We start from the raw sequence: 11,664 nt of genomic DNA, 5'->3' as shown, positions 1-11,664 counted from the left end.
CCGCGATGCAGATCATCAAGCAGGCGATCGAGAAGGCCAACTCGACCGACCCGCACAAGGTCGCCGACGTCATGCACTCGGGCATGGCGTTCAAGACCGTGCTCGGCGACATCTCCTACGACAAGAAGGGCGACCGAACCTCAATGGACTTCGTCTGGTACGTCTGGGCGAAGAACGCGGACGGCAAGCTCACCTACCACCAGATGTAATCGCAACCCGCCCGCTCAAGGGTCAGGTTCAAGACATCGAAGCCCGTCGCGACCCGGCGGGCTTCTTTCTTGGCGGCCGCGGTGGCCGGGCATCCGCTTTCGAGCAAAGCATCCACGGCTGGGGCTGGCCGCAATCGGCGCAAAACAATCGTTCAAACTGACCCACGACCGCGGGCGACGCTAGATTCCGGCGTACCACTCGTAGCCGCGATCCTCCCAGAACCCGCCGCGACCGCGGCCGAGCGCGGCGAAGCCGTCGATCGCCTCGATGCGCATCACGTATTTCGCCATCTTGTAGCCGAGCTGGCGCTCGACCCTGAGCCTCAGCGGCGCGCCGTGCTCGACCGGCAGCGGCGCGCCGTTCATCTCATAGGCCAGGATCGTCTGCGGATGCGCGGCGTCGACGAGATCGATCGTCTCGTAATAGCGGCCATTGCCGTCGAGCGACTGTTCGAGCGTGTCGGCGCAGAACAGGGCGATAAAGCGCGCCGCAGGCTTCGGCCGCGCCGCCGCCAGCACGCTCGCGAGCCGCGCGCCTTTCCATTGCGCGATGCAGCTCCAGCCTTCGACGCAATCGTGGCGGGTGATCTGCGTGCGCGGGGCAAACGCGCGCAAGTCGGCGAGCGACAGCTTCAGCGGGTTGTCGACCAGGCCGCCGACCTCGAGCCGCCAGTCGGCGAAGCCGTTGGCGGCCGCGTCCTGGTAATCGGCGTCGTCGGGCGCGGTCGAGCCGTTGGGGCGGAAATAGGACGAAATGTCCTGCGGCCGATATTCGCGCGCCAGCGCCTCGCGCGGCGCGAGCAGCGCGCGTTGGGCGAGACGGGTCAGCGTCTCGGCCTTTTCGAGCACGGCGAGCGCGGCGGGAGAGCGCGCGTCGAGCCCGCAGCCGGCAAGCGACAGCGCGCCGCCGCCGGCGATCAGCTTCAGCAACGTTTCGCGGCGAGTGAGCTTCGTCTCACGCGTCATGGCCTTCCTCCTCGATCCGATAGTGGCCGGTGATCATCGACACGATGTTGTTGATTGGGCCTGAGAGGACAATCATCGCCAGATGGATGGCGACGAAGGCGACCAGGAAGCTCGCCAGCAGGAAATGCACGGCGCGCGCCGACTGCCGGCCGCCGAACGCATCGACCAGCCAGGGAAAGGCCGCGTCGATCGCCGGCGACATCGTCAGGCCGGCGAGGATCAGCAGCGGAAAGGCGGCGATCGCGGCGAGATAGGCGAGCTTCTGCAGCACATTGTAGCGCAGCGACTCGTCGCCCTTGGGAAAACGCAGCCGCGCGTGTTCCATGATCGCGCGGGGGATGCTCTTCAGATCGCTTGCGCTCGGCCACAGGCGGCGGATACGGCCGCGCAGCAGCAGGTCGGCGAGATAGACCGCGCCGTTGAGCGCCAGCGCCCAGGCGAAGAAGAAGTGCCAGCGGCGGCCGACAGCGAGATCCTGCGCCTCGGGCAGCGTCGCCCACGACGGGAACCCGTCTGGCGCCAGCGACAGCAATGGCCGGGCGAAATCGGTCGTCTGGCCGAAATTGAGCGTCGGATGGGCGTTGAAGATCTGCAGTCCGCTCATCAGCAGGGCGAAGAAACAGACCGCGTTGATCCCGTGACAGATCCGCGTCAGCGCGGAATGGCGCAGGACGACCCGTTGGGCGCCGGGGCGGAAGGCGCGTTCGGCTGCAGACATGATCGAGTCTCCCGCGCGCGCGAGCGCGCTCCAGGTCTCTACGGAGCGGGCTCGAGAAAGTTTCACGCCGGCGGCGGGCGAAGATTTCTTTCGCCGGGGCTGAAACCTCGGCGAGGGCGGCCCGTATCTCCTCACGTCCCGTTCGAAGGGACGACCAAGGAAGGCCTTCGGGCCCAAGGACACGGAGACCAACATGCATTCCAAAATCTCGCTCGGCGCGATCGCGCTCGCCGCCGGCCTCGCCGTCGCCGCCCCGCTGGCGATCGCCCCGGTCTACGCCGCCATGACGGTGATGGTCGGCGGCGCGCCGATGTATCCGACCAAGAACATCGTCGAGAACGCGGTCAACTCGAAGGACCACACCACCCTGGTCGCCGCGGTGAAAGCCGCCGGCCTGGTCGACACGCTCGAAGGCCCCGGCCCGTTCACGGTCTTCGCGCCGACCAACGAAGCGTTCGCCGCGCTGCCCAAGGGCACGGTCGAAACGCTGCTGAAGCCGGAGAACAAGGACAAGTTGACGGCGATCCTCACCTATCATGTCGTGCCCGGCCACATGACCGCGGCCGACATCGCCGGCAAGATCGACGAAATGGGCGGCAAGCTGACGCTCAAGACCGTGCAGGGCGAAGACCTGACCTTCGCGCGGATGGGCAAATCGGCGCTGACGGTCTCCGACGCCAAGGGCGACGTCGCGCGCATCACCATCCCCGACGTGCTACAGTCGAACGGCGTCATCCACGTCATCGACAAGGTGCTGATTCCCGGCTGAGGATGGGTCGCGAGCTCATGTTCGAGCGGCGAGCGGGCGTCCCTTGGGACGCCCGTTTTGCTTCCCACGCGAGCGCGTCCTAGATTTGCGCGATGTCCACCGCAGAAGAGACGCCCAAGGCGACGGATTCCGCGGCGGCGGGCGACGATCTCGCCCAGCTGCTCGGTCGCGTTGCGGCGCGCGACGCCGCGGCCTTTGCGACGCTCTATCGCGCGACCCACGCGGTTCTCTACGGCGTCGTCGCGCGCATCCTGACCCGCGGCGACGCCAGCGGCGAGGCGCTGCAGGAGGCTTATGTGCGGATCTGGGAAAAGGCGGGTGAATTCGACCTCGCCAAGGGATCGCCGCTCGCCTGGATGGCGACCATCGCCCGCAACCGCGCGCTCGACGAAGTGCGGCGCATCCGTCCGACGTCGCTTGAAGAGATGCCGGAAGGGTTCGAGCCCGCCGCCGAGACGGTCGATCCGCTGGCGGGTCGGGCGCGCTCGGAGCGGCTCGCCGCGCTGCTCGCCTGCCTCGGCGCCCTCGACGCCGACAAGCGCGAAGCGGTGCTGCTCGCCTATTATCGCGGCTTCAGCCGCGACGCGCTGGCGCGGCGGTTCGGCGCGCCGACGGCGACGATCAAGACCTGGCTGCGCCGCAGCCTGATGCAATTGCGGGATTGTCTGGAGTCATGACCCTCTCGCCGGACGACGATTTCGCCGCCGCCGAGTTCGCCCTCGGCACGCTCGAGCCAAGCGAGCGCGCGACGTTTGCCGCGCGGCGGCGGCGCGAGCCGGAGCTCGACGCGGCGATCCGCGCCTGGGAGGCGCGCCTTTCGCCGCTCGCCGAGGCGACGCCGCCGATCGCGCCGCCCAGTGACTTCCTGTCGGCGATCGAAGCGCGCATCCGCGCCGCCGCGCCGCCGCCAGCCGCCGACGGCGTCGCGGCGCTGCAGAGGCGCCTGTCGCGCTGGCGCGCGGCGGCGATCGGCGCAACCGGAATCGCGGCGGCGCTGGCGATCGGCTTTATCGCGCGCGAGGCGACGCGCACGAACGCGCCGACGGAATTCGTCGCGATCCTGCAGAAGAGCGCCGATTCGCCGGCCTTCGTCGCCTCGATCAATCTCGCCACGGGCGAGCTGTCGGTGCGTCCCGTCGCGGCGCCGCCGCAGGCCGGCAAGTCCTACGAGCTGTGGATCATCGAGCCGAAGCTCGGCGCGCCGCGCTCGCTCGGCGTCATCGACGCCGCCTCGGTGACGCGCGGCGCGCGCCTCGCGGCTTTCGACCGCGCCGTCGTCGAGGACGCGACCTATGCGGTGACGGTCGAGCCGGAAGGCGGTTCGCCCGACGGCAAGCCGTCCGGGCCGCCGGTGTTCGTCGGCAAACTCGTTCCGGTCGAGCCATGAGCGCGCGCGAGCCCATTCCGCTCCATATCGTCACCGGCTTCCTCGGCGCCGGCAAGACCAGCCTGATCAACCGCCTGCTCAGCAACGCGGCGCTCGCCGACGCGCTGGTGATCGTCAACGAATGGGGCGAGATCGGCCTCGACCATCTGCTGTTCGAGGCGGTCGAGGGCGAAGTCATTTCGCTCAATTCCGGCTGCTTGTGCTGCACGTTGCGCGGCGACCTGGTCGACCGCCTCAACGCCTTGCTCGACCGGCGCGACGCCGGGACGATCGCGCCGTTCGCGCGCGTCATCCTCGAGACGACCGGCCTCGCCGATCCGGCGCCGATCCTGTTCGCGCTCGCCGCCGACCCGCGGCTGGCGGCGCGCTTCCGCGTCGCCGGGGTGACGACGCTCATCGACGCCGTCAACGGCGAGGCGACGCTCGCCGCGCACGGCGAAGCGCAGCGGCAGGCGGCGCTCGCCGACCGCATCGGCCTCGCCAAGAGCGATCTCGTCGCCGCCGACGCGCGCTCCGTCGGGCTCGCCGCCGTGCGCGCGGCGCTCAGCGCGCTCAATCCGGTCGCGCCGATCCTCGACGTCGCGGCGGGCGAACTCGACGCCGCCGCCTTCCTGGCCGAGCCGCTGGCCTTGCGCCGGCTCGACGACGCGCCGCCGCTCGTCCACGCCGCTTCGGTGCAGAGCCACGTCTTCGTCAGCGAAGCGCTGATCCAGCCGCCGGCGCTCGGACGCTTCCTCGACCTGCTCAGCGAGTTGCTCGGGCCGCGCCTGTTGCGGGTGAAGGGCCTGATCGGCCTCGCCGACAATCCCGACCGGCCGCTGCTGATCCACGGCGCGCAGCATGTCTTCCACGCGCCGCGCATCCTCTCCGCCTGGCCGGACGGGGAACGGCTGAGCCGCCTCGTCGTCATCGCCGACGGCGTCGCGCCCGCCCGGATCGAGGCTCTGTGGGCGGCGCTGACCGGCGCGCCGCAGATCGACACGCCCGATCTCGCCGCGCTAACCGACAATCCGCTGGCGCCGAAACGCGGCGGCTTGCTGGCGTAAGGCGCGCGGCGGCGCGCCGGCGCTTGTCAATTCGACCTGGTTCAACCATGAACCAAGCCAAAGGGAAGAACGATACGGGGAGCGAGCGTCCGCATGCTGGCGCAACTGAAGAGCGAGATCGCCTACGCCGGGGGCATCCTGCGCGCGCTCAAGCGCACGCGGCAGATCGCCGAAAACCGCAATCTGACGCTCGGCGATTATCTCGAACGCTGGGCCAAGACCTACGGCGACAAGCCGGCGCTGCTCAGCGAGACGGAGACGTTCACCTACCGCCAGCTCGACGCGCGCGCCAGCCGCTACGCGCGCTGGGCCCGCGCGCAGGGGCTCGGCAAGGGCGACGCGATCTGCCTGATGATGGCCAACCGTCCGGAATATGTCGCGATCTGGCTCGGCATGGCGCGCGCCGGCGTAACGACGGCGCTGATCAACACCAATCTCGCCGGCCCCTCGCTCGCCCACTCGCTCGCCATCGTCGGCGCCAAGGCGGCGATCGTCGAAGCGCATTTCCTGGCGCAATTCGCCACCGGCCTCGCCAAGCTCGAGGCGCCCGTGCCGGTCTTCGCCCATGGCGCGGCGGCGAGCGGCCAGACACGCGTCGATCTGCAGGTTGAAGGCTTCTCCGCCGAGCCGCTCGCGGCCGACGAGCGTCCGCCGCTGACGATCGAGGACCCGGCGCTGTTTATCTACACGTCCGGCACCACCGGCCTGCCGAAGGCGGCGCGCATCACCCACTCGCGCGCCCTGCGCATCATGTATGGGTTCGCCGCCGCCGCCGATGCGCGCGGCGACGACCGCATCTACAATTGCCTGCCGATGTATCACAGCAACGGCGGGGTGATCGCGGTCGGAATCGCGCTGACCGCCGGCGGCTCATGCTACATTCGCGAGCGATTCTCGGCCCACGAGTTCTGGAACGACGCGACCCGGCGTGACTGCACGATGTTCATCTATGTCGGCGAACTGTGCCGCTACCTGCAAAACACGCCGCCGGGCGAAAGCGATCGCGGCCATCGCATCCGCATGGCGGTCGGCAACGGATTGCGGCCGGACATCTTCGCCGCGTTCCAGGCGCGCTTCGCCATTCCCCATGTGCTGGAGTTCTACGCCGCCACCGAAGGCAACGTCGCCCTGTTCAACTTCGATTCCCATCCCGGCGCGGTCGGTCGGCTGCCGTTCTGGGCGGCGAGGCGCTTCCCGATCCGCACCGTCGCCTTCGACGTCGACGGCAATGTCGAGAAGCGCGACGCTGAGGGCCATTGTCTCGAATGCGGCGTCGACGAGCCCGGCGAGTTGCTCGGCGAGATCAGCGACGATCCCGGCAAGCCGGCGGCGAAATTCGACGGCTATTGCGACCCCGCGGCGACGCGGGCGAAGATCCTGCGCGACGTCTTCAAGCCCGGCGACGCGTGGTTTCGCACCGGCGACCTGCTGAAGCGCGACGCGCGCGGCTATTATTATTTCGTCGACCGCATCGGCGACACCTTTCGCTGGAAAGGCGAGAACGTATCGACGACCGAGGTCGCCGAAACGATCTCCGCCTTCCCCGGCGTGCTCGAGGCGACCGTCTACGGCGTCGTCGCGCCGGGCCACGACGGCCGCGCCGGCATGGCGGCTTTGGTGGTCGACAACGTCGCCGAATTCGATCTCGCCGGGCTGCACGCCGAGATCGCGGAGCGCCTACCGGCCTATGCGCGGCCGCTGTTCCTGCGCTTCCGGCCGAAACTCGACCTCACCGGCACCTTCAGGCCGCGCAAGGTCGAACTGGTCGCGCAAGGATTCGACCCCGAGCGCTGTGGCGACCCGGTCTATTTCGACGACCGCCGCGCCGGACTCTATACGCGGGTCGACGCCGATTTCGTCGCAGCGGCCAAGGCGGGAGCGATCCCGTTGTGACTGACGCGGCGGACGGCGCTACGGCTCTTGTCGAGGCGGTCGACCGCCGCGACCTGCCGCGCTTCGAAGGCGCCTGGCGCGACCTCGCCGCGCGCGCCGGCGAACCCAACGCCTTCGCCGAGCCCGATTTTCTCATTCCCGCTTTGCAGCGGCTGGCGAACGCGCGCGTCCGCACGCTGCTCGTCTGGCGCGACGCGAACCGCGACGCGCTGATCGGCCTCGCCGCCATTGCGCCGCCGCGCCTGCCGTTCGGCCTGGCGAGCCTGTGGCGCAGCGAGCAGGCGGCGCTGCCGGCGATCCTGCTCGACCGGGACGCGGCGAGCGAGGCGCTGGCGGCGATCATCGACGCGCTTCGCGCCCGGGCGCCAAGTCTCGCCGGGCTGCGCCTGCCTTTCTCGACCGTCGACGGGCCCGTCGCCGCCGCCGCGGCCGCGCTCGCCGCGCGCCGCGCGCTGAGCTTGAAGGCCGCTCACGCGCGCCGGCGCGCGGCCCTCGTCGTCGGCGCGAAAGCGAGCTTCGAGGCGCGGCTCGACAAGCGACGGCGCAAGGAATGGGCGCGCCAGCGGCGGCGCCTGGAGGAGCTTGGCGCCCTGGAATCGCGCGTCGGCGCAGACGCGGCGGCGATCGAGGGATTCCTCGCCGTGGAGAATAGCGGCTGGAAGGGCGCGCGCCGGTCGGCGCTCGACGCCCACGCCGAACGCGCCGCCTTCGCTCGCGAAACGATGGCGCGCTTCGCCGCGCGCGGCGCCCTCGAGGTCTATTCCCTGGCCCTCAAGGACGAGCTGATCGCCGCCGCCGCGGTGCTGCGGGCAGGGAACCGCGCCTTCTACTGGAAGACCGCCTATGACGAGCGTTTCGCCGCCTATTCGCCCGGCGTGCAGGCGACCCTCGACCTGTCGCGTCGGCTGGAGCGCGATCCGAGCCTGTCGCTGGTCGATTCCTGCGCGGTCGCCGACCATCCGATGATCGATCGCACCTGGCGCGATCGGATCGAGCTTGTCGACCTCGCCCTGTCGCTTGCGCCCGGCGGGGGGGCCGCCTTCGCCCTCGCCACGGCCGTCGCCCACGGGATCGAACGGCTGAAACGCCGGGCGCGCCGCCTCGCCGATGCGACGACGCGCTAGGCGGGCGCCTGGGGTCCGCCGGACGCCCTCACAAGGGTTTGTATTATCTGCGTCATCGCCGTCCCGTAAGACACACCAGTAAGAAAATGCGGCCCCCAGCTGACGAAAGGGTGGCGCGAGCGAGGCGGTTCGCGTAAACAGTCGGTGTCTAGGGGGAAAGAGTCGATAAACGACTTCGCATTATAGTTTCCGGATTGTGAATTTCAGGCGGCGGGCGGACACATGATCGGCAAGGGATTTCTGATCGCGGCGGTGCTGGCGGCGGGCGCGATGCTCAGCGGCTGCTCCCCCATGGACACGCAAACCGCGACGCTCGAAACGCATCTCAACCCGCACGACAAGGCGATGATGGCCCTTGCGCCGCCGGAAGAGTGGTCGATCCCGATCGTCCGCAACCGGATTGCCGATCCGACCGGCGAAGCGCCGGGCACGATCGTCGTCGACACCACCCAGCACAACCTCTACTTCGTGCTGCCGGGCAAGCAGGCGATCCAGTACAAGGTCGCCACCGGCGCCGAAGCCTACGGCTGGACTGGCCGCGCGACCGTCGGCCACATGACCGAATGGCCGCAATGGATGCCGACCGCCTCGATCATGGATCGGTGGCCGGAATTCAAGGTCTATCTCAAGCACGGCCCGCTCGCCGGCGCCTATGACAACCCGCTCGGCGCGCGCGCGCTCTATCTCTATCAGGGCCCCCGCGACACGCTCTACCGCATCCACGGCACCAACGAGCCGGAAGAGATCGGTCAGGGGGTTTCGTCGGGTTGCATCCGCATGCGCGATCTCGACGTCATCGACCTCTACGGCCGCGTCCACGTCGGCACGCCAGTCGTCGTCAAGTAATCACGCCACAATTCAGCGCCTATATGAAGACCCCCGAGATGTTCTCGGGGGTTGTTCATTTTTGAGAGGAAGCTCGCCGATGATCGTTCCCGTCAAGACCCTCGCCACCGTCACTGCCGCCTCCACCGGCGGCCGCAATGGCCATTCGGAGACGACCGACAAGATCGTCAGCGTCGACCTCTCGGTGCCGAAGTCGATGGGCGGTCCGGGCAAGCCGAACACGGCGACCCCTGAGCACCTGTTCGCCGCCGGCTACGCCGCCTGCTTCGGCGGCGCGCTCGATTTCGTCGCCAAGAGCCACAAGAAGGACGCGACCAAGGCGAAGACGAGCTGCACGGTCGGCATCGGCCCGCGTGAGGGCGGCGGCTTCGGCCTGGTCGTCGATCTCAAGATCGAGGATTCGAGCCTGCCGCAGGCCGAGCTCGAGGCGTTCGTGCATGAGGCGCACGAGCAGATCTGCCCCTATTCGCACGCCACCCGCGGCAACGTTGCGGTGAATTTCACCGTCGTCGGCGCCTGACGCCGAACGCGCCGCCCGCCGGCGGCGCCTTGCGTTTTCGCCGCCGGACCCGCAGATTCATCGTCGAGGCCGCGACCGGCGCTGCTAGGCTCCGTCGGGCTCGAAGCGAATCGGGAGGCCGGCCATGGACGACAGAGCGCGCGCCGCCGCCGAGCCACTGGCCGGGGCGACGCTCGCCGATCGCTTCGACCTCGATAAGTCGCGCGTGCTGCTCAGCGGCGCGCAAGCGATTGTGCGCCTGCTGTTGTCGCAGAAGGCGCGCGACCGCCGCGCCGGCCTGAACACCGGCGGATTCGTTTCCGGCTATCGCGGCTCGCCGCTCGGCGGCCTCGACCTGCAGTTCTACAAGATCGCCGCCCTGTTCGCCGCCAACGACATCCATTTCGAGCCGGGCCTCAACGAGGAGCTGGCGGCCACCGCAATCTGGGGCGCGCAGCAGGCCGAGCTGCGCGGCGAAGGCCGTTTCGACGGCGTGTTCGGCCTCTGGTACGGCAAAGGTCCGGGCGTCGATCGCTCGGGCGACGCCTTCCGCCACGCCAATCTCGCTGGGACCTCGCGCTGCGGCGGCGTGCTGGCGCTGATGGGCGACGACGCCACCGCCGAATCCTCGACCACCGCCCACCAGTCGGAATTCGCCTTCGTCGACGCGATGATGCCGATCCTGGCGCCCGCCGGCGTGCAGGAGATCCTCGATTACGGCGCGCTCGGCTGGGGCTTGAGCCGCTACGCCGGCGTCTGGGTCGGCCTCAAATGCGTCAAGGACACGGTCGAGTCGACGGCCGTGGTCGACGGTTCGCTCGATCGCGTCGCGCCGGTCGAGCCGATGGATTTTCCGCTGCCGCCCGGCGGCCTCGCCATCCGCCGCGTCGACGGCGTGCTGGCGCAGGAAGAGCGCCTGCACGAGCACAAGCTGCCTGCGGTCGTCGCCTGGCTCGCCGCCAACCGGCTCGATCGCCTGATCACGACCGGCGGCGCGGCGGCGAAGCTCGGCATCGTCACCGCCGGCAAGCCCTATCTCGACGTGCGCCAGGCGCTCGACGCGCTCGGTCTCGACGAAGCGCGCTGCGACGCGCTCGGCCTGCGGCTCACCAAGCTCGCCTGCGTCTGGCCGGTCGAGCCGGAGGGCTTGAAGGCTTTCGCCGCCGGCCTCGACGAGATCGTCGTCGTCGAGGAGAAGCGCGCGCTGATCGAGACGCAATTGCGCGAAATCCTCTATGGCGTCGCCCATCCGCCCGTCGTCGTCGGCAAACGCGACGAGGCGGGCCAATGGCTGCTGCCGAGCAAGGGCGCGCTCGATCCGCAGACGATCGCCGTCGCGATCGGCGAGCGGCTGATGAGGCTTTCGCCCGATCCCGCGCTCGCGGCGGCGTTGGCGCGGATCAAGGCGACGCGCGCCGCTCTAGCGAGCTTAAGCGAAGCGGCGACGCGCACGCCCTATTTCTGCTCCGGCTGTCCGCACAACCGCTCGACCATGGTGCCCGAAGGCGCGCGCGCCTACGCCGGCATCGGTTGCCATTTCATGGCGTTGTTCATGGACCGCGCCACCGAGGGCTTCACCCAGATGGGCGGCGAAGGCGCCAACTGGATCGGCGAAGCGCATTTCTCGACCCGCCGCCATGTGTTCCAGAATCTCGGCGACGGCACCTACAACCATTCCGGCGCGCTGGCGCTGCGCTGGGCGATCGACGCCAAGACCAACATCACCTACAAGATCCTGTTCAATGACGCGGTCGCCATGACCGGCGGACAGCCCCACGAGGGCGGGCTGACGGTCCCGCAGATCGCAGCGCAAGTGAGCGCCGACGGCGCCAAGAATGTGGTCGTCGTCACCGACGAGCCCTACAAATATCCGCCCGACACAGCGTGGCCGGCGGGGGTGACCATCAGGTCGCGTGAACAATTGCTCGACGTAGAGCGCGAGCTCAGCGAGATCGAAGGCGTGACCGTTCTCATCTACGATCAGACCTGCGCCGCTGAGAAACGTCGGCGGCGCAAGCGCGGCCAGTATCCTGATCCCGATAAGCGCGCGTTCATCAACGAGCGCGTGTGCGAGGGCTGCGGCGACTGCGGCGTCAAGTCGAACTGCGTTTCGATCCAGCCTAAGGAGACCGAATTCGGCCGCAAGCGCGTCATCGACCAATCAAACTGCAACAAGGATTTTTCTTGCGTCGACGGTTTTTGCCCGT

The 11,664-nt window shown here is 69.0% G+C and carries 11 protein-coding genes and 1 pseudogene; 10 read left to right on the top strand and 2 right to left on the bottom strand.

What is annotated here, in order from left to right; genetic code table 11:
• Positions 1-209: pseudogene (locus tag ABSF49_RS16230) on the top strand (branched-chain amino acid ABC transporter substrate-binding protein); the annotation flags it as partial.
• A 180-nt stretch (positions 210-389) separates the two neighbouring features.
• Here the strand turns inward: ABSF49_RS16230 and ABSF49_RS16225 are convergent.
• Positions 390-1,175 (bottom strand): molybdopterin-dependent oxidoreductase, encoded by a 786-nt coding sequence (locus ABSF49_RS16225; protein WP_424113694.1) that lies wholly within the window; start codon positions 1,173-1,175, stop codon positions 390-392.
• Positions 1,165-1,893, bottom strand: coding sequence for a cytochrome b/b6 domain-containing protein (locus tag ABSF49_RS16220; protein ID WP_424113693.1), 729 nt, complete (start codon positions 1,891-1,893; stop codon positions 1,165-1,167). The genes ABSF49_RS16225 and ABSF49_RS16220 overlap by 11 nt, the downstream gene beginning before the upstream one ends.
• A 193-nt stretch (positions 1,894-2,086) precedes the next feature.
• Between ABSF49_RS16220 and ABSF49_RS16215 the strand changes: the two genes are divergently transcribed.
• From ABSF49_RS16215 to ABSF49_RS16175, 9 genes are all read left to right on the top strand, one after another.
• Entirely contained in the window at positions 2,087-2,662 is a 576-nt protein-coding gene (locus ABSF49_RS16215) for a fasciclin domain-containing protein (protein WP_424113692.1), read from the top strand.
• Between the two features lie 92 nt (positions 2,663-2,754).
• On the top strand, positions 2,755-3,339 hold the full coding sequence (locus ABSF49_RS16210) for a sigma-70 family RNA polymerase sigma factor (protein WP_424113691.1): 585 nt from the start codon (positions 2,755-2,757) through the stop codon (positions 3,337-3,339).
• Positions 3,336-4,049 (top strand): anti-sigma factor, encoded by a 714-nt coding sequence (locus tag ABSF49_RS16205; RefSeq protein ID WP_424113690.1) that lies wholly within the window; start codon positions 3,336-3,338, stop codon positions 4,047-4,049. The genes ABSF49_RS16210 and ABSF49_RS16205 overlap by 4 nt, the downstream gene beginning before the upstream one ends.
• Positions 4,046-5,095 (top strand): CobW family GTP-binding protein, encoded by a 1,050-nt coding sequence (locus ABSF49_RS16200; protein WP_424113689.1) that lies wholly within the window; start codon positions 4,046-4,048, stop codon positions 5,093-5,095. Before ABSF49_RS16205 ends, ABSF49_RS16200 begins: the two co-directional genes overlap by 4 nt.
• Before the next feature lie 93 nt (positions 5,096-5,188).
• Positions 5,189-6,988 carry a long-chain-acyl-CoA synthetase gene (locus ABSF49_RS16195; RefSeq protein ID WP_424113688.1) on the top strand — a complete coding sequence of 600 codons (1,800 nt, stop codon included), beginning with the start codon at positions 5,189-5,191 and terminating at the stop codon, positions 6,986-6,988.
• Entirely contained in the window at positions 6,985-8,112 is a 1,128-nt protein-coding gene (locus ABSF49_RS16190; RefSeq protein WP_424113687.1) for a GNAT family N-acetyltransferase, read from the top strand. Before ABSF49_RS16195 ends, ABSF49_RS16190 begins: the two co-directional genes overlap by 4 nt.
• Before the next feature lie 222 nt (positions 8,113-8,334).
• Entirely contained in the window at positions 8,335-8,958 is a 624-nt protein-coding gene (locus tag ABSF49_RS16185; RefSeq protein WP_424113686.1) for a L,D-transpeptidase, read from the top strand.
• A gap of 79 nt (positions 8,959-9,037) precedes the next feature.
• Positions 9,038-9,478, top strand: coding sequence for an organic hydroperoxide resistance protein (locus ABSF49_RS16180; RefSeq protein ID WP_424113685.1), 441 nt, complete (start codon positions 9,038-9,040; stop codon positions 9,476-9,478).
• Between the two features lie 124 nt (positions 9,479-9,602).
• On the top strand, positions 9,603-11,664 hold a 2,062-nt coding region (locus tag ABSF49_RS16175; RefSeq protein WP_424113684.1), incomplete at its 3' end, for an indolepyruvate ferredoxin oxidoreductase family protein.

It is taken from the genome of Roseiarcus sp. (assembly GCF_049514155.1).
Classification (GTDB): domain Bacteria; phylum Pseudomonadota; class Alphaproteobacteria; order Rhizobiales; family Beijerinckiaceae; genus Roseiarcus.
This window is presented reverse-complemented; position numbering and strand designations above follow the sequence as displayed.